The 21,382-nt window shown below is 69.2% G+C and carries 17 protein-coding genes and 1 pseudogene; 11 read left to right on the plus strand and 7 right to left on the minus strand.

Features of this window, described 5'->3' with window-relative positions; translation table 11 throughout:
• Positions 1–49: 49 nt before the first annotated feature.
• Together QE370_RS03650 and QE370_RS03655 are read right to left on the minus strand one after the other, a co-directional pair.
• A complete protein-coding gene (locus tag QE370_RS03650) occupies positions 50–1,057 on the minus strand; it encodes a phosphoenolpyruvate carboxylase (RefSeq protein WP_309635228.1) in 1,008 nt (335 codons plus the stop codon).
• 55 nt (positions 1,058–1,112) lie between these two features.
• Positions 1,113–2,909 (minus strand): annotated as a pseudogene (locus QE370_RS03655) (phosphoenolpyruvate carboxylase); the annotation flags it as partial.
• A 259-nt stretch (positions 2,910–3,168) separates the two neighbouring features.
• Between QE370_RS03655 and corA the strand changes: the two are divergent.
• The 3 genes from corA to QE370_RS03670 all read left to right on the plus strand — a co-directional run bounded on the left by corA (position 3,169) and on the right by QE370_RS03670 (position 6,188).
• A complete protein-coding gene (corA, locus tag QE370_RS03660; RefSeq protein ID WP_309633469.1) occupies positions 3,169–4,320 on the plus strand; it encodes a magnesium/cobalt transporter CorA in 1,152 nt (383 codons plus the stop codon).
• 77 nt (positions 4,321–4,397) lie between these two features.
• Positions 4,398–4,841, plus strand: a complete 444-nt coding sequence (locus QE370_RS03665) for a hypothetical protein (protein ID WP_309633470.1) — start codon at positions 4,398–4,400, stop codon at positions 4,839–4,841.
• Positions 4,842–5,021: 180 nt separating this feature from the next.
• On the plus strand, positions 5,022–6,188 hold the full coding sequence (locus QE370_RS03670; RefSeq protein ID WP_309633471.1) for a nucleotide sugar dehydrogenase: 1,167 nt from the start codon (positions 5,022–5,024) through the stop codon (positions 6,186–6,188).
• A gap of 1,694 nt (positions 6,189–7,882) precedes the next feature.
• On the opposite strand, the gene QE370_RS03675 is transcribed toward QE370_RS03670, so the two are convergent.
• The 4 genes from QE370_RS03675 to QE370_RS03690 form a co-directional block, all read right to left on the minus strand.
• Positions 7,883–9,034 carry a hypothetical protein gene (locus QE370_RS03675; RefSeq protein ID WP_309633472.1) on the minus strand — a complete coding sequence of 384 codons (1,152 nt, stop codon included), beginning with the start codon at positions 9,032–9,034 and terminating at the stop codon, positions 7,883–7,885.
• Positions 9,031–9,861, minus strand: coding sequence for a C39 family peptidase (locus QE370_RS03680; RefSeq protein ID WP_309633473.1), 831 nt, complete (start codon positions 9,859–9,861; stop codon positions 9,031–9,033). The genes QE370_RS03675 and QE370_RS03680 overlap by 4 nt, the downstream gene beginning before the upstream one ends.
• Before the next feature lie 152 nt (positions 9,862–10,013).
• Positions 10,014–10,310, minus strand: coding sequence for a helix-turn-helix transcriptional regulator (locus QE370_RS03685; protein WP_067860570.1), 297 nt, complete (start codon positions 10,308–10,310; stop codon positions 10,014–10,016).
• A 4-nt stretch (positions 10,311–10,314) separates the two neighbouring features.
• Entirely contained in the window at positions 10,315–12,138 is a 1,824-nt protein-coding gene (locus tag QE370_RS03690; RefSeq protein ID WP_253025169.1) for a phosphoenolpyruvate carboxykinase (GTP), read from the minus strand.
• 276 nt (positions 12,139–12,414) lie between these two features.
• Here QE370_RS03690 and QE370_RS03695 point away from each other — a divergent pair, with 276 nt between their 5' ends.
• Positions 12,415–12,840 carry a hypothetical protein gene (locus QE370_RS03695; RefSeq protein WP_309633474.1) on the plus strand — a complete coding sequence of 142 codons (426 nt, stop codon included), beginning with the start codon at positions 12,415–12,417 and terminating at the stop codon, positions 12,838–12,840.
• 66 nt (positions 12,841–12,906) lie between these two features.
• Positions 12,907–13,224: a hypothetical protein gene (locus QE370_RS03700; RefSeq protein ID WP_253025173.1), complete on the plus strand. Its 318-nt coding sequence runs from the start codon at positions 12,907–12,909 to the stop codon at positions 13,222–13,224.
• A 179-nt stretch (positions 13,225–13,403) separates the two neighbouring features.
• Here QE370_RS03700 and QE370_RS03705 read toward each other — a convergent pair whose 3' ends face one another.
• Complete coding sequence (locus tag QE370_RS03705) at positions 13,404–14,126, minus strand: hypothetical protein (RefSeq protein ID WP_309633475.1); 723 nt, start codon at positions 14,124–14,126, stop codon at positions 13,404–13,406.
• Between the two features lie 194 nt (positions 14,127–14,320).
• On the opposite strand from QE370_RS03705, the gene QE370_RS03710 reads away from it, so the two are divergent.
• From QE370_RS03710 to QE370_RS18135, 6 genes are all read left to right on the plus strand, one after another.
• Complete coding sequence (locus tag QE370_RS03710) at positions 14,321–16,012, plus strand: sigma-70 family RNA polymerase sigma factor (RefSeq protein ID WP_309633476.1); 1,692 nt, start codon at positions 14,321–14,323, stop codon at positions 16,010–16,012.
• 560 nt (positions 16,013–16,572) lie between these two features.
• Complete coding sequence (locus QE370_RS03715; RefSeq protein ID WP_309633477.1) at positions 16,573–18,135, plus strand: sugar transferase; 1,563 nt, start codon at positions 16,573–16,575, stop codon at positions 18,133–18,135.
• A gap of 66 nt (positions 18,136–18,201) precedes the next feature.
• The gene (locus tag QE370_RS03720; RefSeq protein WP_309633478.1) at positions 18,202–19,173 is read left to right on the plus strand and encodes a glycosyltransferase family 1 protein; all 972 of its coding nucleotides are present in this window, start codon (positions 18,202–18,204) and stop codon (positions 19,171–19,173) included.
• A gap of 1 nt (position 19,174) precedes the next feature.
• Positions 19,175–20,107: a glycosyltransferase family 2 protein gene (locus QE370_RS03725; protein WP_309633479.1), complete on the plus strand. Its 933-nt coding sequence runs from the start codon at positions 19,175–19,177 to the stop codon at positions 20,105–20,107.
• A gap of 2 nt (positions 20,108–20,109) precedes the next feature.
• Complete coding sequence (locus QE370_RS03730) at positions 20,110–20,616, plus strand: hypothetical protein (protein WP_309633480.1); 507 nt, start codon at positions 20,110–20,112, stop codon at positions 20,614–20,616.
• 56 nt (positions 20,617–20,672) lie between these two features.
• The gene (locus QE370_RS18135) at positions 20,673–21,212 is read left to right on the plus strand and encodes a glycosyltransferase family 4 protein (protein ID WP_396127795.1); all 540 of its coding nucleotides are present in this window, start codon (positions 20,673–20,675) and stop codon (positions 21,210–21,212) included.
• Positions 21,213–21,382: the final 170 nt, after the last annotated feature.

Below are 21,382 nucleotides of genomic sequence, written 5' to 3' on the forward strand. Positions count from 1 at the left end.
CTGCCTCCCGCTCGGGGAGGCAGCGCCGTCGTCGTGGTGGCGGGACCGCTCAGCCGGTGTTGCGCAGACCGGCGGCGATGCCGTTGATCGTCAGCAGCAGCGCCCGCTCGGTCTCGGCCGACGGCGACTCCGCCGACCGGGCCCGACCGAGCAGCGACACCTGCAGCGCGTGCAGGGGCGCGAGGTAGGCGTCGCGCAGCTCGAGCGTGCGACGCAGCACCGGCGCCGACTCCAGCAGCGACGTCTGGCCGGTCACCCGCAGCACCTGCCCCACGGTGCGCTCGTGCTCGGCACGGATCACGTCCATCAGGTGGCGGGCGTCGTCGGGCACCAGCGCGTCGACGTAGGACGAGGCGATCTCGAGGTCGGTCTTCGCGAGCGTCATCTGCACGTTCGACAGGAACGTGCGGAAGAACGCCCACGACCCGTACATCTCGCGCAGCGTGTCCTCACGGCCGTCGTCGAACGCAGCCTGCAGGCCCGAGCCGACGCCGAACCAGCCGGGCAGGATGATCCGCGACTGGGTCCACCCGAAGACCCACGGGATGGCGCGCAGGTCGTCGAGGCCACCGGCACCGCCCGGGCGCTTCGCCGGGCGCGAGCCGATGTTCATCTTGCCCAGCTCGTCGACCGGCGTCGCGGCCACGAAGAACGGCACCAGCGCGTCGTCGCGCACGAGCGCGCGGTACGCCTGCTTGCCCTGCTCGGCGACGACGTCCATCGTGCCGTTCCAGCCGTCGAGCACCTCGCGCGGCAGCAGCGACGTGCGGTGCAGCGCCGACGCCTCCACGACCGCGGCGAGCGCGCCCTCGAGGTTGTGCCGGCCGAGGCCGGGCAGGGCGTACTTGTCGGAGATGACCTCGCCCTGCTCGGTGATCTTGATGGCGCCGTCGAGCGAGCCGTACGGCTGGCTCATGATCGCCTCGGCCGTGGGACCGCCTCCGCGGCCCACGGACCCGCCGCGACCGTGGAACAGCCGCAGCCGGACGCCGTGCTCGCGGGCGACGTCGCGCAGGGCGCGCTGGGCGCGGTGGATCTGCCACTGCGACGCGGCGATGCCGGCGTCCTTCGAGGAGCGGGAGGAGCGGCGAGCAGGGGGGGTCGGAGTAGCCGAGCATGATCTCCTGCAGGTCGCCTCGCGCCGCGACCACGCGGCGGTACGACGGGTCCGACAGCAGCGCGTCGAGCAGGGGTCCGGCCGACTCGAGCTCGGCGACGGTCTCGAACAGCGGCGCGAAGCCGATGCGCGCCACCGGCTCCTCGCCTGTCAGGTCGACGAGACCGGCCTCGCGGGCCAGCACGACGACGGCGAACAGGTCGTCCACGTCGTGCGTCATCGAGACGATGTAGGTCTCGACCACCTCCGGCCCGTACGTGTCGAGCGCGGTGCGGATGGTCTCCATGAGCGCCAGCGACGCCGACGCCGCGTCGCCGAGCCGCTCGCGGTCGGCGGCCGCCGCGGCACCCAGCAGCGGACGCGCGGACCGCAGCTCCTCGGCGAGCCGCTCGATGCGCTGCGGGCGCTCGAGGTCGCCGTACCCGGTCTCGCCGACCCTGGCGTAGAGGTCGGCGAGGGCCGCATGGTGCTTGGCGGAGTGCTCGCGCACGTCCATCGTGGCCAGCCCCGCCCCGAACGTGACCGCGGTGCGCAGCAGGCGACGGATGGACCCGTTGCCGGTCAGGTCGTCGCCGGCCGCCAGCATCGAGTCGCGCACGAGCGCGAGGTCGCGCACCAGCTCGTCGAAGCCGAGGTAGTCGCGACCGGGCTCGTGCGGGGTGTCGTCGACGAGACGGTCGCGGGTGCGCAGCAGCCGCACGCGCACGAAGCTCAGCTTGAGACGGTAGGGCTCGTCGGCATTGAGGCGACGGATCGTGCTCCACGTGATCGGCAGCGCCTCGGCGTCCTCCGCGAGGCTGTCGAGCAGCTCCTGGCTGGCCTCGACCACGCGCGTCGACGCGGTCATCTCGGTGAGCAGGTCGTCGACCATCGTCACCAGCTCGGCGAGCCCCGACGTGTGCTGCAGGTGCAGCACGTCGAGCGTGACCTCCGGCGTGACGTTCGGGTTGCCGTCGCGGTCGCCGCCGGCCCACGTGCCGAAGCGCAGCGGTCGGGCCGCCGGCGCCAGCTCGACGCCGACGCGCGCGGTCTGCCGGTCGAGCTCGTCGAGCAGGCCCGGCACGACCTCCGACGCGATCGAGCGCAGGTAGTAGACGGCGGTACGCGCCTCGTCGAGCGGCTCGGGCTTGACGACCCGCAGCTCGTCGGTCTGCCACAGCAGGTCGACCAGCTCGGCCAGACGTCGCTCGTCGGCCGCGGCGTGCGCGGCGGGGCGACGCGGGTCCTCGAGGTCGCGCACGACCTCGGCGACCTTGCGCAGCAGCCGCAGCACCGTGCGCCGGCTCGCCTCGGTGGGGTGGGCGGTGAACACGGGGCGGTACTCCACGCGGGTGAGCACGTCGGCCAGCTCCTCGGCCGACAGGCTGCCGTCGGCGAGGGCCTCCTCGATGCGCCCGAAGGTGCTCGCGAGCGGGCCCTCGCTGCTCAGCGTCAGCTCCTGCCAGCGGTGCAGCTGCTCGGTGATGTTGACCAGCTGGAAGTACAGGGCGAACGCCCGGGCCAGCACCACGGCGCGCTCGGGCTCCAGGCCGTCGAGCGCCTCACGCAGCTCGCCCGACCCCGCGCCGGGCCGTCGCGCGAGGTGCCGCACCCGCTCCACCAGCTCGAGCAGCTCCGCGCCCTCGTGGCGGGTGAGCGCCTCGCCCAGCAGCGTCGTCAGCTGTCGCACCGACGCCCGCAGCGCCGCGTGCTCCTCGTCGGAACCGACCCCTCCGGCGAAGAGGGCGACGTCGGGCTCACGGCGGTCGGACGCGAGGATCTGCTCGGTCGACCGGGTGCTGGGGGAGGTCATGGCACCATCCTGCCGTCCCGAGGTTTCTCGCGCGTGACGCCCGTCCGCCGTACGGACGAGTAGGCGCGGCGGACGAGCTACCCTGGTCGGTGGAACGTCCGCAGGCTGACGAGGGAGGTGGTTGCCGTGTCCGGTGAACCTCCCAGTCGACGACCGCGCTCCTGAGCGCCGTCGTCGCCCCGGTCGCCCGCACCGGGACCAGCACCGTCGTCAGCACCGGCCCGCCGCAGCCCTGCGGCCCACCCCGACGGAGTCCGTCATGTCCGATCGTTCCTTCACGTCCCTGCGCACCCTGACCACCCGCGTGCGCCGCCAGCACCCGACCCCCGACCGTCGCCGCGCGGACCTGCCGCCCGCGGACCAGACCACCGACCGCCAGGCCGACGGTCGCGAGAGCCTCGTCGACAGCGCCGTCTACGTCGACGGCGACCGCGTCGCGTCGCCCCGCACGCTCGCCGACACCTACGGCGCACTGCGCGAGCACGCCGACGCCTTCGCGTGGGTGGGCCTCTACCGGCCCGACCAGCACGAGCTCGGGTCGCTCGCCGACGAGCTCGACCTGCACAGCCTCGCCGTGGAGGACGCGATCGTCGCCCACCAGCGGCCCAAGCTCGAGCGCTACGACGACACCCTCTTCGTCGTGCTGCGCGCCGCCCGCTACCTCGACGACGTCGAGGAGGTGGAGTTCGGCGAGGTGCACGTGTTCGTCGGGCCCGACTTCGTCGTCACGCTGCGGCACAGCGAGGCACCCGACCTGTCGGCCGTGCGTCGCCGGCTCGAGAGCAACCCCGACCTGCTGCGGCTCGGCCCGGAGGCCGTCCTCTACGCGGTGCTCGACCGGGTGGTCGACGGCTACCTGCCGGTGGTGGCGGGCCTCTCCAACGACATCGACGAGATCGAGACGGAGGTCTTCTCCGGCGACCCACGCGTCTCGCGGCGCATCTACGAGCTGACCCGCGAGGTGATCGAGTTCCAGCGCGCCGCCGCACCGCTCGCACGCGTGCTGCGCTCGCTGGCCGGCGGCTTCACGAAGTACCGCATCGACGACGAGCTGCAGCGCTACCTGCGCGACGTCGAGGACCACCTGACCCAGGTGACCGAGCAGATCGACGGGTTCCGCCAGCTGCTGCGCGACATCATGACCGTCAACGCCACGCTGGTGGCGCAGAAGCAGAACGAGGAGATGAAGGCGCTCACGGAGGCCAGCCTCGACCAGAACGAGGAGGTCAAGCGGATCTCGGCCTGGGCGGCCATCCTGTTCGCGCCCACCCTCATCGGCACCGTCTACGGCATGAACTTCGACCGCATGCCCGAGCTGCACTGGCGGCTGGGGTATCCGTTCGCGCTGCTGCTGATGGGCTGCGTGAGCGTCGGTCTGTGGGCCGTGTTCCGTCGGCGCCGGTGGATCTGACGCACCGTCAACCTCTCCAGATGCTCCGCACGGCGCGTTGAGATGCGCGTGCCCTCCAGGATGCTTACCGTCAAAACATGATCGCGGAGGAGTACCAGATCGCGTCGCCCCAGACGCGTGCCCAGCTGTGGGCGAGCCTCCTGCGTCTGGAGACCCTCGGCGAGTGGAGTGCCGTCGGCCGCTGCCTGTCCACCGACACCGACGTGCTCGCGCAGGCGCAGTCGTACCTGTGCGTCCTGCAGCACCGCGACGAGGAGCTCGACGCGTCGATCGTGGTCACGAACCTCGACCCGCCGCACGAGTTCGCGCTGCGCACGGCGTCGCCGATGGCGGTCGTGAACGAGCGCATCGTGCTCGAGCCCGACGGTCGCGGCACGATGGTGCGCTACACGGCGGCGGCGACGTCGTCGATGTTCGGCCCGGCCGTCACGGTGTGGCTGCACGACCACGTGGCGCTCGTGCAGGAGCGGCTGACCCGCTTCGTCCAGCGGACCGACGCCTACGCGGTCGACGAGTCCTGACCCGCTGAGGGCGACGACGAGGCCCCGCCGCCTTCTCCAGGGGTGAGGAAGGCGACGGGGGTGCGATCATCGTAGCGGCGTGGACGGGTGCCGCGACAGCACCTGAGGGGGCCTGTCGCAGCACGACGTCACACCACCGCGTGCGGTCTGGGCCGCTGAGGCGGACGTTAGGCTGCGGCCATGAAGATCGCAGTGGTGGGAACCGGCTACGTCGGCCTGTCGAACGCCGTCATCCTCGCCCAGCGCCACCAGGTGGTGGCCGTCGACATCGACGCCGCCAAGGTGGAGCAGATCAACGCGCGCACGTCGCCGATCGAGGACGTCGAGCTCGAGCAGTACCTGGCCGAGAAGCCGCTCGACCTGACCGCCACCACCGACGCCGCGTCGGCGTACGAGGACGCGGCGTTCGTCGTGGTCGCGACGCCCACCGACTACGACCCGCAGTCGAACTACTTCAACACGCGCTCCGTCGAGAGCGTCGTGGCGGCGGTCGGCGAGGTGAACCCGGCTGCGGCGATCGTCATCAAGTCGACCGTGCCCGTGGGGTTCACGGCCCGCATCCGCGAGCAGCACCCGGACCTGACGATCCTGTTCTCGCCGGAGTTCCTGCGCGAGGGTCGGGCGCTGTACGACAACCTGCACCCGTCGCGGATCGTCGTGGGCGCCCGTACCGCCGAGGGCGAGGCGTTCGCGGAGCTGCTGCGCGAGGGCGCGCTGGAGGACGACGTGCCGGTGCTGCTGACCGACTCGACGGAGGCCGAGGCGATCAAGCTGTTCGCCAACACCTACCTGGCGCTGCGGGTCGCGTACTTCAACGAGCTCGACACGTACGCGGCGATCCACGGCCTCGACTCGCGGCAGATCATCGAGGGCGTGGGCCTGGACCCGCGCATCGGCAGCCACTACAACAACCCGTCGTTCGGCTACGGCGGCTACTGCCTGCCGAAGGACACGAAGCAGCTGCGCGCGAACTTCGAGGACGTGCCGCAGAACCTGATCGGCGCGATCGTCGACGCCAACTCGACCCGCAAGGACTTCGTCGCCGAGGACATCCTGCGTCGTCAGCCGAAGACGGTCGGCATCTACCGGCTGGTGATGAAGTCGGGCTCGGACAACTTCCGCGCGTCGAGCATCCAGGGCGTCATGAAGCGGCTGAAGGCGAAGGGCATCGAGGTGCTGGTGTACGAGCCGCTGCTGCCCGACGAGCCGTTCTTCGGCTCGGAGGTCCTGCGCGACCTCGAGGAGCTGAAGCGTCGCAGCGACGTCATCGTCGTCAACCGCCACACCCCCGACCTCGCCGACGTGGCCGACAAGATCTATACCCGCGACCTCTTCGGCAGCGACTGACCCCCCGACCGCTGCTCGAGCGGCCCACCCGACCGCTGGTCGAGTAGCGCGGAGCCGCGACGAAGGAGCGTGCTCCGTGCGTATCGAGACCACCCCACGCCATCACTGGGGGCCGACCCACGCTGAACCGCCGCCGAACGGTCTCGCTCCGTCGCAAGGACCCCACGGCTCGACCAGCGGCGGGTTTCGTTGGTCGAGTAGGCCGACCGGCGACGAAGGAGCGTGCTCCGGGCGTATCGAGACCACCCCAAGCCGACGCTGGGGGCCGACCCACGCTGAGCCGCCGCCGAACCATCTCGCTCCGTCGCAGGGACCCCACGGCTCGACCAGCGGCGGGTTTCGCTGGTCGAGTAGGCCGACCGGCGACGAAGGAGCTCGGTCGGACGTATCGAGACCACCCCACGCCACCGCTGGGGGCCGACCCACGCTGAACCGCCGCCGAACCATCTCGCTCCGTCGCAAGGACCCCACCGCTCGACCAGCGGCGGGTTTCGTTGGTCGAGTAGGCCGACCGGCGACGAAGGAGCTCGGTCGGACGTATCGAGACCACTCCACGCCATCGCTGGGGGCCGGCCCGCGCTGAGCCGCCGCCGAACGGTCTCGCTCCGTCGCAAGGACCCCACGGCTCGACCAGCGGCGGGTTTCGTTGGTCGAGTAGGCCGAGCCGGCGACGAAGGAGCTCGGTCGGACGTATCGAGACCACCCCACGCCACCGCTGGGGGCCGGCCCACGCTGAGCCGCCGCCGAACGGTCTCGCTCCGTCGCAGGGACCCCACGGCTCGACCAGCGGCGGGTTTCGTTGGTCGAGTAGGCCGACCGGCGACGAAGGAGCTCGGTCGGACGTATCGAGACCACCCCACGCCACCGCTGGGGGCCGACCCACGCTGAGCCGCCGCCGAACGGTCTCGCTCCGTCGCAGGGACCCCACGGCTCGACCAGCGGCGGGTTTCGTTGGTCGAGTAGGCCGACCGGCGACGAAGGAGCTCGGTCGGACGTATCGAGACCACCCCACGCCACCGCTGGGGGCCGACCCGCGCTGAGCCGCCGCCGAACGGTCTCGCTCCGTCGCAGGGACCCCACGGCTCGACCAGCGGCGGGTTTCGTTGGTCGAGTAGGCCGACCGGCGACGAAGGAGCTCGGTCGGACGTATCGAGACCACCCCACGCCATCACTGGGGGCCGACCCACGCTGAGCCGCCGCCGAACCATCTCGCTCCGTCACAGGGACCCCACCGCTCGACCAGCGGCGGGTTTCGTTGGTCGAGTAGGGCGACCGGCGACGAAGGAGCTCGGTCGGACGTATCGAGACCACCCCACGCCACCGCTGGGGGCCGACCCACGCTGAACCGCCGCCGAACGGTCTCGATACGTCACAGGGACCCCACGGCTCGACCAGCGGCGGGTTTCGTTGGTCGAGTAGGGCGACCGGCGACGAAGGAGCTCGGTCGGACGTATCGAGACCACCCCACGCCACCGCTGGGGGCCGACCCACGCTGAACCGCTGCCGAGTGGTCTCGATACGTCAGGACCTCGCAAGCTCGTCCTGACTACTCGACCATCGAAACCCCTCGCTGGTCGAGCAAACCGCCCCACCCCACGCCACCGCTGGGCGCTGGCCCACTCTGATCCCGTGCCGAGCGGCCGCGCTCCCTCGCAGGGACCTCGCACGCCCTGCCCGTCCCGTGGCCGAACGCGTCATCCGACCCAGCGCGCGATCCGGTACTCGACGTCGCCGTGCTCGTCCTCGACAGCCCAGGCGACGGTGTCGTCCGACGCGTGCACGACGCTGAGCCCCGGAAGGTCGCCGAGTCTCCAGATGTCGTGGTCGTCGAGGTCGAGCAGGTACTGGCCCGCATCACCAGGGGCAGACCCGTTGCCCCAGACGGCGAACGTGTCGGTGAGCTGCAGGCTCATGGTCGGCAGACCGGGCTGGTGCAGCTCGACAGCCTGCTCGTCGCCCGTGGCTCGGTCGTGGACGACGAGTGACGAGCGTCCGTCGTCACCTGCCACGACCCACGAGAGATGCGTCGGCGTCGCAGCGAGCGCGTTGACCTGCTCACCGTCGTCGAGGGGGATGGTGAGAACACGGTTCGACGAGCCCGTCTCAGGGTCGACACTCAGCACGTGCGCGGGGCCACCGTCCGCCCGCCCCTGGGAACGTGGCGAGCTGAGGACGAGCAGGTGCGCGCCGTCCGAGGCGGGTAGCTCCACGTCCTTGAGTCGGCGCACCTCGCCGTGACCGTCGAGGTCGCGTCCGAGCACGACCTGGCGGACGTCGCTGCCACGACCGTCCGTGGCTGCCCAGTAGGCCGTGCTGCCGGCGATCACGGGGCGCGTCTCGCCGACGGCTCGCGCGACGCTGTCCGTGAGCCGACGGGAGTCGCCGAGGAGCGTGCGACCGCTGCCGTCGCTGGACCACACACGCCAGTCGAAGGCGTCCATCGTGGTGCTCGACGTCTCCACCCACACCCGATGCCGTCCGTTGTGTGAGAGCGCGGTGACCTGCGTGGCGCGCGACGGCGCCGTGTCGTACGAGAGCGTCCGATCCCCCGCGTCACCCAGGGTCCCGACCCGAGGCGTCCCGAGGTCCGTGCCGCTTCCTTGGGAAGTGGCGATGTCGAGGTCGCCCGACGCCTGCGTTCCGAGCACGGTGACTCCAGGGCGACCCGGCCTGGTGCCGAGGACCCGTAGCTCGTCGGCGCCGGCCGGCTGTGCGTCGGGCAGGGCTGTCAGAGTGGGTCTGGCCGACGGTGCAGCGTTCTTCGACGGGGCCTGCGGGGAGCAGCTGGTGAGCGTGGCGGTGGCGACGAGCGTCGCCACCGCCACGCCGACGATGCGCACGGTCACCAGGCGATCCCGTTGTGGCGCAGCCACTGCGACGTGAACGAGCTGGTTCCCCACTCGAAGTAGGGCACCGTCCCGTAGCGGTCGCCCCAGATGCTGGACGACGGATCAGCGATCTGCAGGAAGTCGCCGTTGGTGTGGTACCCGTAGAAGACGATCCAGTGGCCGATGGTCTGGTTGACCGGGTGTCCGTTGTAGTGCCGCTCACCGGCCAACTCGACCGTGTCGGCGGCAACCGGCATCCCCTTGCGGCCGATGTTCGAGAGCACGGCCGACCGCACCTGGCTGCTGGTCGGGGTGTTGAGCTGTTGGTAGTGGTCGGCACCGAGCCAGGCGTTCAACCCCTTCACGAAGTTGCCGCTGCCCCAGCTCGTCTTGCCGTTGGCCGCGGTCTTCATGTGGCTGGAGTTGCCCATCGCGTCCTGCGACAGCGCGGCACCCGTAGCCCTGCTGGCGGTGGAGACGTTCCGCGCGGCGAGGTAGGCGTGGGCGATCATCTGGCCGGACGCGGGGCCGCAGAAGTAGCCGTTCTTCTGTCCCCAGTGCTTGAACGGGAGCTTGCGTGCAGCAGGTGTCGGGGTGGGGACGTCGTCAGACGCGGCGGCGGTCCTCGAGGTACTGGTCGAGCCGACGGAGTCGAAGGTCTGGGCGGAGATCTCTCCTCGCTCCACCTTCTCCTGCAGCTGCTTCTGCTGGGTGATCGTGAGACCCGCGGCAGCGGGCTCGACGTCCACCGCCTGGGCGGGGAGTGGTCCGAGCGCGAGCCCCGCCGCAGCGAGTGACAGCGTCGCTCCCGCGGTGGCACGCCTCAGGGTCGGACTGATGGGCATGACTTCCTCCTTCGGCCCGCCCGGCGCGGGCCACCGCTCCACCGTCCCGGCGCTCGCTGCGAAACCACTGCGACGCGGTCGCAGCCGTTCGTCGGACGCAGACGCACGCGACCCCGCCCAGCGGACGCTGGACGGGGTCGGGTGGGGGTGGGTCAGGGCAGGACGTTGAGCAGGGCCCTGCCGGCGGCGAGCAGCTCGGCGACGCGGTCGGTCGCCAGCGCGTACTCGACGGTGCCGCCGCGTCGGGTCGACGTCACGAGGTCGGCCCGACGCAGGACGGCCAGCTGCTGCGACAGCGACGACGACTCGACCTCGATGTCGGCGAGCAGCTCGCGTACCGCCATCGGCCGGTCCTCCAGCAGCTCGAGCACCCGGATGCGGACCGGGTGCCCGAGCGTGCGGAAGAGCTCGGCCTTGCTGTGGTGCAGCGGCGCGCTCGTGGCGGACACCGGCTCAGGCGTCGTCGAGTGCCGCGGCGACGCGGCGGTGCGCCTCCCAGATCTCCTCGGGCAGTCCGTGGAACTGCTCCAGGTGCACCTGGCGGTGGCCGATCTCCTCGCGCCAGCGGTCGACGTCGATCGTGAGGATCGTGTCGAGGTCGGCCAGGGCCTGCTCGTCCAGACCCTCGAGGAGCAGCTCGTCGCGCTTCGGGATGACGCCGACAGGCGTCCGCTCGCCCTCGACCTCGCCGTTCATGTACTGCATGAGCCACACGAGCGGGCGCAGGTTCTCGCGGTAGCCGGGCCACAGGAAGCGGCCGTCGTCGCCGCGCTGGAACCAGTTGACGTGCGCGAACACGGGCTTCTTCTGGGCGCGGGAGAAGACCTCGAGCCAGTGGGCGGCGTAGTCGCCCTCGGAGTAGGACATGAACGGACGCATCGACATCGGGTCGTAGCGCAGGACGCCCTCGAGGCCGTCGGCGGCGGCCGTGGCCTCGGCGCCGAGGGTCAGGCCGTCGTAGACGCCCTCGGCGACGTCGTCGATGGCGCGGACGAGCGGCTCACGGTCGCGGGTGCGGCCACCGAAGATCACGCCGTGGATCTCGACGCCCTGCGGCTCCTCGAAGTCCTTCGCGACGTTGGGCACGTTCTCCAGCGTGGTGGTGAAGCGGCTGTTGGGGTGGGCCCACGGCGCGTCGACCTCCTCGCCCTGACGGTCGGCGATGAGGTCGCCCTTCCAGTCCTCCCAGCCGTCGAGGTCGGTGGGCTTGTCGCCCTTGCCCTCCCACCAGACCTCCTGGGTCTTGGGGTTGTAGGCGACGTTGGTGAAGATGGCGCCGGTGCCCTCGACGATGGAGTCGACGGCGGTCGGGTTGGTCTTCTCGTTGGTGTCCTTCGCGACGCCGAAGACTCCGTTCTCGGGGTTCATGCCGTAGAGCTTGCCGTCGTCGCCGACCCACAGCCAGGCGATGTCGTCGCCGTAGAACTCGACGTAGTAGCGGTCGCCGAGGGCGTCGGGGGCGAGCGTCATGGCGAGGTTGGTCTTGCCCGACGCGGACGGGAAGCCGCCACAGATGTGGTACTTCTTGCCGGTCTCCTTGTCGACGATGCCGAGCAGCATGAACTGCTCGACGAGGAAGCCGTTCTTCCAGCCGTCGTAGGAGCCCTGGCGCAGGCCGTGGGCGATCTTGCCGAGCAGCGCGTTTCCGCCGTAGGAGGAGCCGAAGTGCAGGATGGTGCGCTCGTCGGCGACGGTGACGAAGTACCGCTTGTCGTCGGGGGTGCCCTGGCCGAGGTTCTCCAGGTCGCCGGTGACGTGCACGGCGCGGACGAAGGAGTCGCCGAGGTCGTTGATGTACTCGGCGCCGACGCGGGCCATGCGGATCATCTGCAGCACGACGTTGCGGTTGTCGGTGAGCTCGACGCCGGCGGCGTACTCCTCGAGGGGCGAGCCCTTCGGTGCCATGAGGTAGGGGATGACGTACATCGTCTTGCCCTCGGAGGCGCCGGTCATGAGCCCGACCAGCTTCTCCTTCATCTCGGTGGCGGGGCGCCAGTTGTTGTAGACGCCCTTGTCGGCCTCGTCGTGCGTGGCGACGATGGTGCGCTCCTCGGCGCGTGCGGTGTCCTTGAAGTAGGAGCGGGAGTAGTAGCGACCCTCGCCGGCGGGGAGGAGCTCCCCGGCGTCGAGCGCCTCCTGGATGAGTCGGGCGTCGTCGGCGGCCGAGACGACCTCGATCTGCGAGGCGCCGGTCACCCCCGCCCAGTGCTCCACGTACTCGCGCACGTGCGTGTTGGTCAGTCCGGCCTTGTCGAGCGCCGCCGCCACGTCTGCCATCGTGTCGTTTCCTCTCGTTGCCCCGTCCGGGGACACGTTCCGGGGGGTCCTCCCCCGCAATCGGTTGGAGCGACCGTACCGGAGTTGAAGAACTTTTCATCTACCTGGTCGTAACAAGTGGGAAATGTCACGGGTGCCTGCACGTCGTGGCGCCTGTGCTGCCAGCGCTCGCCGGGGGAGGAGCGCCGACGCTCGCGCGCTCCAGCCCCGCAGATGATTGAGGTTTCAATGGTTTCTCGCACTGCGGACGCGCCGAACCGGACCTACCGTTCAAGGATGCTCATCGATGGTCACGAGATCGAGTCCTCGCTCGCCCGCGAGCGACTGTGGGACGAGCTCGTGTCCCTGGAGAACATCTCCGAGTGGAGCGCGCTGGAGGAGTGCGTCTCCACCGACAGCCCGGTCCTGGATCCTGCGTCGTCGTACGTGTGCAAGCACCACAACGGCCTGCACGGCGTCGACGCGACGGTGCACGTCGCGGACTTCAGGGCGGGTCAGTGCCTCGCGCTGCGCACCGAGACGCCGATGGCGGACCTGCTGGAGACGATCGAGCTGCACGACCACCTGACGGGCAGCCGCCTGACGTACTCGGTCGACGCGACGTCGGCGTCGTTCGGTCCCGCAGCGACCGTGTGGCTGCACCGCCACGTCGTGTTCGTCTGCGAGAAGCTGAACCAGTTCGCCAACCGCGAGCTGGTGTGACCTGGTCGGTGAACAAATTTTCAACCAGAAGTTGGTCAGAACCTGTTCAGTGAATAGGTTAGGGACATGTCCCTCCTGATCAACCAGCAACCGACGCCCTCGGGGACGCCGGTGCCGCTGGCGAACCCCCGGCCCGTCTGGGTCGGCTGCCTCTGGGACCACGGCGGCGAGCAGGTCAAGGAGCTCGTGCCCGCCATGGCAACCCACACCTACGAGAGCCTCGTGCTCTGCGACTTCTGGGATCCGCGCACGGGCGCGAACCGCCTGCACTGGATGGAACGCGAGTTCGTCCGAGATCGTCCGACGTCGATCGCACCCCCGAAGCGACCGACGTCCGAGCACCCTGCCGCTGCACCGTCGCCGAAGTTCGACGTCGGCAGCTGATCCTTCGCACGCGTCGCCGGCGGCGACCGCCGTTGCTCCCGGTGCTGCTCCCTCCGCAGCACCTCTGAGCCGGTCGGTCGCCGCCGGCGTCTTCATGTGCGCCGTCCCCCCGAGGGAGCGTGCTCCCCACCGCGGACCTGCACCCCTGGTCACGTCCGTGGACGGCGGTCTCGTTCGCCTCACATGGCGAGGTCCCTGACGAGCGCGCCCCGTGCGCCCGCTTCGGACGGCACCGGCTCGAACCAGGCGGCGACGTCGATGTCGGCGCGCCACCGTCCGAGCCAGCGACGTGACCGGCTCACCCCGGCCACGAGGGCCGCGACGTCGGCGACGTCGACGAGGGCCGCGAGCCGGTGCGGGCCCAGGCGCGACCAACGCCCGCAGTGCCGATGGTCGGTGGCGCCCAGCTGGTCGTCGAGGACGGCGCGCACCAGCGCGAGACTCAGCTCGGCCTCCACATCACGCAGCGCGCCACGGTCGCACTGCACCAGCTCATCGACGATCACCTCGGCCACCAGCACGCGCGGCGACGCCGCGAGGCACACCCGCTCGAGCTGGCCACGCAGGTGCTCCGCCCCCGGCGTGCCGGTGAGCGGGTTGTCGACGTCCTCGCCGCGTCGGCACCGCTCCTTGGTCCATGCCTCGAGCGCCGCGCGCGCCACGTGCGGCGTGGCCGGCGAGCGGCCGGCGGCGAGGAGGGTGTCGTCGATGCAGGCGAGCAGGCCGTGCAGGTCGGCGCCCTCCTGGGCGTGCAGCCGTCCGAGGCGTGCCGCGAGCGTGGGCTGCCAGCCGCCTCCCGGCGTGCAGCGCGCCAGCAGTCCGGCGACGTGCGCGATGTCGTCGCCGGGACCCCCGACGAGACGCAACGTGGGGGGTCGGCAGGGCAGGGCTCGGATGCTCACGGTGTGCCGCTTCCTCTCGCCCCTGGAATGACGGGACGTTCCCGCCGACGAGAGGAAAGGAGTGGGTCACGGTGGGACGATCACGCGGATCTCCTTGATCTTTTTTCCGAATTTTGCGTGACGGGACGATGACGACGCACTCTTGGTGACAGGGCTACCCCCCAGATCCCTCTTCACCAGCCGAATGGCGACCCATGCCTGACCTCTTTCTCGACCCGAGCGACGCCGAGCTGATCCAGCGCTACCGCGATGGAGACGACGACGCCGCAGGTCCCCTGTTCGAGCGCCACCACCCCCCGGCCGTCCGTCTCGCGACGGCCCTGGCCGGCCGCTCCGCCGCCGACGACCTCGCCTCCGAGGCGTTCGTCGGTGTGCTCCGCGCGATCCGCAACGGCGCCGGACCGGAGTTCGCGTTCCGCCCCTACCTGCTCACGTCGGTGCGCAACGGCTTCTACCGCGCGTCGAAGGCAGCGTCGCGGGTCGACCTCTACGAGGACGTCGACGAGGCGCCGGTTCCGGCGGCGGGCGACGGCGTGGACCTGCGCGAGGAGTCGAGCCTGCTGGCCCAGGCGTTCGCGACGCTCCCAGAGCGGTGGCAGGCGGTGCTGTGGCACACGACCATCCACGACGAGTCGCCCGAGCAGGTGGCGCAGACGCTGGGGATCCGCCCGAACGCGGTCTCGTCGCTGGCGCTGCGCGCCCGTGAGGGCCTGCGGAACGCGTACCTCACCGCGCACCTGGGCCAGACCGACGACCCGGAGTGCCGCGAGGTGCGCGAGCTGCTGCCGGCCTACGACCGCGGGAAGCTGCGGCCGCGCGCGCTGGCCAAGGTCGAGGCGCACCTCGAGCACTGCGAGGGCTGCAACGAGGCCGCGCTGATGGTCGGCGGCATCACCGCCAACCTGGGCCTGCTCCTGCTGCCCGCGCTGCTCGGCGCGCCGGGCGTGGCCGCGTTCGGCGCCACGAGCAGCACGGTGGGCACCGGTCTGGTCGCGACGTCGTCGACGACCGGCGGTTCGTCGTCGGGCGGCTCGTCGTCGTCCGGCGGCGCCGCTGGCGCGTCGGGGGTGGGCGGCCTGGCCGGTGCCGGCCTCGGCGTCGTCGCCGCCGTGGCCGCGACCGTGCTGGTCGCGGCAGTGGCGGTGGGCGCCGTGCTCGTGTCGCGCCAGGACGACTCCTCACGGGTGACCGCGAAGGAGTCCCCCGACGCCGTGACCACGCTGCCCGAGGTCACGCCTGAGGCGTCCGAGTCCCCCACCGTCGAGCCCACGGTCGCGCCGTCCCTCCGACCGCTCGCCTCTACCGTGCCGCAGGCGACGCCCTCGGCGTCCCCGCCCGCGGCACGGCCGGCCCCAGCCGATCAGCACGCCCGGCCCCAGCCTGCACCGGTGAAGCCCGTGCCCACCCCGCGGCCGGCGCGCCCCGACCCGACGCCGAAGCCCACCACCGAGCCCACCCCGGAGCCCACGCCCGAGCCGACCACCCAGCCAACCCCGGAGCCGACCACCGAACCCACCCCTGAGCCGACGCCTGAGCCCACTCCCGAGCCGACGCCCACGCCGGACGAGGACCTGTCGATCTCGGCGACGGTGGAGAGCACCGCACTCGAGCGCATCGTGCGACTGACGGTGGTGGCGACGCGCGACGTCCCGCAGGTGACGCTGACGTTCCCGCAGGAGCTCTCGGTGGGCTGGGTGCAGCAGAACGGCTGGTCGTGCACCGGAGGCGGGACGTCGAGGGTCGTGATCTGCACGGCGTCGGGGCCGAACCCCGGACCGCTCGTGGCGTCCTGGTCGCCCCCCGAGGCTTCCGGTTTCTTCGCGACGGTCACGTCGCCCGGTCGCACCGACCCGAACCTGAGCAACAACACGGTCTCGGTCGACTGACGGTCGTCAGCGCTTCCGCGTGCCGAGGCCCTTTCTGCCCTCCCTGGTGTGCAGCTCCAGGTGGGGGCAGGCGTATCCGTACTTCAGCCGGCAGCGCCAGCGCCTCCAGGTGCGTCTCATCACCCTCCTCCTTCTGATCCGAAGGTAGGGAAGAAAGATGACAAGAACGTGTCACTTCCAGGTGGGCTGCGTCACCAGCGGAAGCGCGGTTCCGGCATAGAGAAACCCCGCTGATCTCGGGGGGTGAATCAGCGGGGCTTCGAGAAGAACACTACCCACCGCCTCCACGCGCGTCAGCGTTTTCTCCACATTCGTCTCGACGTTCTCCGATCCCGTCCGACCCGACTGCATCCGCGCTGACTTTCGCCCGCACGCCGTCCGGGTCGATTGCCCTGTCGTTGCAGGAGGCACAGGTCCCGGAGGTGTCGGGGATCACCGTTTGCCGCATGTGATGTCACACCTCGTTCACACAAAGTGGTCGTTTCTCCCTGGAATTCCCCCTAACCTGAGCGGGTGCTGGCCCGGGGGAGCACACTGAAGAAGCTCGGAGAACGGTGCACATGACCATTCAGGACGTCAGTCGGACGACCTCAACCCATGCGGACCTCTCGAGAGCGCGGCGAACTCAGGAGCCTGGTGTCGCCGTCGAACCTCCAGAGGACCCCGCCATCGACAGCTCAGCGACACATCGCGCGCCCTGGCACAAGCAGGTCGCGCACCGCGTCTTCCTGTCCGACACCGCTGTTCTCTTCGCCGTGGTCATCCTGGGAGCCGTCCTGCGCTTCGGCGCTGACGCCGAGGTCACCACCAACGGCCCGCTCTCCGTCTCGTACTGGACGTTCGGCGCCACTCTTGCCGTGGGTTGGTCGGTCGCCCTGCAGGCCTACCGCACCCGCGACAGCCGCGTCCTGGGCGACGGCGTCGAGGAGTACCGCCGCATCGTCCGCGCGTCCGTCACGTTCTTCGGGCTCGTGGCCATCGCGTCCCTCGTCTTCAAGATCGACTCGTCGCGCGGCTACCTCGCCATCACGTTCCCTCTCGGCCTCCTGGGGCTGATCGTCACCCGCCGCGTGTGGCGCTCGTGGCTGAACCGCCAGCGTCAGCGGGGCGCGATGATCACGAACGCCCTGGTGATCGGCGGCATGCGATCGGCCGAGGACATCACGCGCCACCTCGGCAACAGCCCGCAGTCTGGTGTCCGCGTGACGGGCGTGTGGGTCCCGGACCGCGCTACATCGCTGTGCGAGTGGCTCCCGGTGCCGGACGCCTTCGTGCCCGTGATGGGGACCGAGCGCAACCTCGACGCCGCGCTGAGCGTGGCGGAGGCTGAAATGGTGATCGTCACCGACACGGAGCACCTGGGTCACGCCGGCCTGAAGGAGCTGACCTGGGAACTGGAGAGTCTTGACGTTGATCTCCTCGTCTCGCCCAACGTGGTCGACGTCTCGGGATCTCGCATTCAGCTCAGTCGTGTAGGGACGATGCCGTTCCTCAGCGTTGACAAGCCGACGTACGGCGACGCTGCAACATGGCCCAAGCAAGTTTTCGATCGCCTCGGCGCCACAGCACTACTGGTCTTGACGTCCCCTCTGCTCGTTGGCGCAGCTCTCCTGGTCAGGCTCACCAGCGCTGGCCCCATCTTTTATCGACAGGAACGCATCGGTAAGGACGGGCAGCCCTTCGCCATGATCAAGTTCCGGTCGATGCATCCTGACGCCGATCAGAGGCTCGCGAGCCTGATCAAGGCGGAAGGAGCAGAGGTTGGGCCTCTCGCCAAGCTGACAAACGACCCCCGCCTGACGCCAGTGGGGGGATTCCTCAGGCGATTCTCTTTGGACGAGCTACCTCAGCTTTTTAACGTCCTCACCGGCTCGATGAGCCTGGTCGGGCCTCGCCCGCAACGACAGTTCGAGGTCGACCTGTACGACCACATCGCCCGACGGAGGCTGGCAGTCCTACCCGGCATGACCGGGCTATGGCAGGTGTCCGGTAGATCGGACCTTTCGTGGGAAGACACCGTCAGACTCGACACGTACTACGTGGAGAACTGGTCGCTGGTCGCTGACCTGGCAATCTTGTGGAGGACAGTCCGAGCGGTTCTGGGTCGCTCAGGCGCAAGATGAGACCTGGCGCGTATCCGCCGCGGGCGCCCCGCCGATCGTCCGCCGCCCATGAAGGATGTTGAACACGTGAGTCGCTTGCTAGTTGACGATCGGTACACGGGTCAGCACGGGATCGGCCGTTACGCTCGCGAAGTTCTCTCTCGCTTGAGTATTCGCTGGGAGCCCCTCGGGCTTGGCGGACACCCTGCGTCCCCGCTCGATGCGCTGAGATCTCTGAAGAGCCTCGAACAGGACCAGGTCATCTACTCACCTGGCTACGCCGCCTTCGCCTCCAGACGCCACCAAATCCTCACGCTGCACGACCTCATCCATCTCGAGACTTCCTGGCCCGGCCGTGCAAAGTACAACGCGTACTACAACCTCGTCATCCGTCCGCGAGCGAAACAAGCGGGCTTGGTGTTCACGGTCTCGTCCACCTCGGAAGAAGCAATTCGACGCTGGATTGGCGATGACTCCGTTCACATCGTCAACACCGGTAATGCCTGCTCTGACGCATTCAGTCCGGGAGCCCCGCGAGAAGAGCCAGCCGTTCCGTACATCCTCTTCGTGGGCAACCTCCGCGCGCACAAGAACTTTCCGATCGTTCTGAAGATCCTCGCCGCTCTAGAACGATTGGAGGCTCGGGTGCTCGTGCCACTCGGCGAACGAGCGAGCGGGGAGGCGCTGGCCTCGGCCGCGGGTGTTTCGACCCGGATCAGGTGGCTCTCGTCGCCTAGCGACGAACAGCTCGCGGAAGAGTATCGAGGCGCAACGGCCACGCTCGTGCCTTCAAGCACCGAAGGGTTCGGGCTGCCAGCTCTGGAGAGCGTTTCGTGCGGCACGCCTGTCGTGCACTGGCGCGGCTGCCCTGCCTTGAGCGAGGCTTCCCTCGGTTGCTCGGTGACCGTGAGCGAACTTGACGACATCGAGGCGTGGGTCGAGGCGGTCACGGAGCTTCTCGAACATCCAACGAGGGTGACTCCGCCCAGTCGCCCCACCTGGGACGAGGTGGCCGGACGGGTCGACGTCGGCCTTCAGCGTGCATTGGAGAGGAGGTAGCGTGACGTTCGATCAGACCATCTCTGACGAGGGACGAAGCATCAAGATCGATGCACTCCTTTTGAACTGGCACGACGAGGAACGGACGACCGAGGCCATCAACCGGCTTCTCGACGAGGAACTCGTGCGGAATGTCATCGTCGTCGACAACGAGAGCTCGGGGCGCTTGCGTCCCCAGGTGCGCCCACGGGTCGGACTCATCGAGCAAGCAGAGAACCGAGGCTTTGCTGGCGGCATCAACCCGGGTTTGAGGTCGTCGCTCGAGCGCGGCGTCGACGCGGTGCTGGTGATCAACACCGATGCCTATCTTCTACCGGGCGCCCTCGAACGGTTGCGCGACGCCTTCGAGGTCACGCGTAGCGATGGGGTTCCCGTGGGACTCATCGCCCCTAGAGTCATGAATACGGACGGTAGCCCGCAATCAACAGGCGGCTCATTCAATCCTTGGTTCGCTTCGACCGACGACCTCAGCAGCCGCGCGATCGATTACCTCACCTGGGCGTGCGTGCTCGTCCCATCGACCTCGCTGGAACGCATCGGATTGTTAGACGAGTCATTCTTCATGTACTGGGAAGACGTCGACTACGGACTACGGGTGCTGGACGGCGGCCTGCACCTCCTGACCGTCCCGGATGCGATCGCCGTGCACGAGAAGTCTGTCTCCCACTCGAAAGCCGGAGGGGTTATCGACCGGTACAGTGCTCGCGGCCTTACAGTGCTCTGCTTGAAGAGGCGGGGCCCGGCCCTCTGGTTTGGCCTTCCGTTCCGTGTCGCAGGGCGACTCCTCATACGGTTGGTGACACGGAGATCTCCGCACTTCGTGGCGCAGGGTGTATTTGATGGGGTCCGTGCTCATCGGCAGGCGAAAGACCACCGGCGTGCGGTCAATGGTGGTTCCGCGCACGACCTCACCCCGTCGAGAGAGATTCCGTAAGCATGAGCGTTGCCCGGTACTACCGAGTGGCTCGCACTGCTCACCTCGAACGACTGCACGACATGGTTCCCGGGGACTTCTTCTATCGCAAAGCGATGTACGACTTCGATCTCACGAGAGCCCCCACGCACGCCCGAGTCAAAAAAGTGTCGTTGTCCCAGGTGCTCCGCGACGCCTGGCGGGGAACGTATGACACGATGGAAATTGTCGAACCCTTAGCTCCGAGCGCCATTGTGGAGACCGTTGCGATCTCGCTCGTGACCCGCCTTCGTGGCAGACGCAATGGGACGCGTTTGGTCACGTACGCGATCGAGAATGCCGATCTACCAGAGAAGCTCGCCGCGAAGCTGCCGATTCCTGTCACTCTGGCTCGACTCGCTTATCGCAGCCTCTCTGGGTTTGGATACCGCTCGATGACGAGAGTGTGCTTCGGGACTACCGACGCCGAACGAAACTACCGGCGGCTCCTCGGTACACGCGCACTGTCGCGCGCGCCGAAACCCGCGTGATCCCCGCGTTGCCCTCACCGCACGAAATCGACCCTGCGCCGACCCGTCTTGACAGCGTGATCTTCGTCGGGACCTTTGAGCACAGGAAAGGAATCATTCAGCTCCTCGAGGCTTGGCCGGAAGTAAAACGCCTCCAACCCACCGCCCGTCTGACAGTCCTTGGGCGCGGCTCGCTTGAAGCTGAGGTCCGAACGCAATGTAGGGATCTGCGAGATGTTGACCTGCAGGTTGCACCGCCCCGAGAGCTAATTTGGAGGTCTCTCGCCTCGCATCACGTGCTCTGTCTGTTCTCGCAGCCTTCGCTTCAGTGGAAAGAGCAAGTCGGCTTGCCCATCGTAGAAGCGCTGAGCTTGGGGCTCGAAGTTGTTGCAAGCGACGAGACAGGTCTCGCGGAGTGGCTCGAGAGCCACGGCCACATCGTCGTGCCATGGTCCTCAACTGCAATGGAGCTCGCGCGTGCGATCTCAGACGCCATAGGCAGCCCGAGGACGAGGGCCAGCATCCAGGCCGCTCTTCCGGAAACGGACGGTCGCCTGGAAGCCGACAGGTGGCTGCACAGCGATCCAGCCCGAGACGTGGGCGGCCAATCTGCATGAGACGATCCGCAACGCTGGCCGCGGACGGCATTCGCCCTCTCCGCGTTCTCTCGAGCGAACCCAATAATCGCCCGCCGTCCAACCCCTACATCGCACAGCTCTTCGACGCTGTGAACGCGCTCCCCGACACAGTGCTGATCCCGATGTCTGCCGGCGCGGTTTTTCGGCCG

The organism is Aeromicrobium sp. SORGH_AS_0981, assembly GCF_031453195.1.
Lineage (GTDB): Bacteria > Actinomycetota > Actinomycetes > Propionibacteriales > Nocardioidaceae > Aeromicrobium.

Coding starts and splice junctions, on each gene's coding strand:
- corA (WP_309633469.1), top strand. CDS start 3,169: ATGTCCGATCGTTCCTTCACGTCCCTGCGCACCCTGACCACCCGCGTG.
- QE370_RS03665 (WP_309633470.1), top strand. CDS start 4,398: ATGATCGCGGAGGAGTACCAGATCGCGTCGCCCCAGACGCGTGCCCAG.
- QE370_RS03670 (WP_309633471.1), top strand. CDS start 5,022: ATGAAGATCGCAGTGGTGGGAACCGGCTACGTCGGCCTGTCGAACGCC.
- QE370_RS03680 (WP_309633473.1), bottom strand. CDS start 9,861: ATGCCCATCAGTCCGACCCTGAGGCGTGCCACCGCGGGAGCGACGCTG.
- QE370_RS03690 (WP_253025169.1), bottom strand. CDS start 12,138: ATGGCAGACGTGGCGGCGGCGCTCGACAAGGCCGGACTGACCAACACG.
- QE370_RS03695 (WP_309633474.1), top strand. CDS start 12,415: ATGCTCATCGATGGTCACGAGATCGAGTCCTCGCTCGCCCGCGAGCGA.
- QE370_RS03700 (WP_253025173.1), top strand. CDS start 12,907: ATGTCCCTCCTGATCAACCAGCAACCGACGCCCTCGGGGACGCCGGTG.
- QE370_RS03710 (WP_309633476.1), top strand. CDS start 14,321: ATGCCTGACCTCTTTCTCGACCCGAGCGACGCCGAGCTGATCCAGCGC.
- QE370_RS03715 (WP_309633477.1), top strand. CDS start 16,573: ATGACCATTCAGGACGTCAGTCGGACGACCTCAACCCATGCGGACCTC.
- QE370_RS03730 (WP_309633480.1), top strand. CDS start 20,110: ATGAGCGTTGCCCGGTACTACCGAGTGGCTCGCACTGCTCACCTCGAA.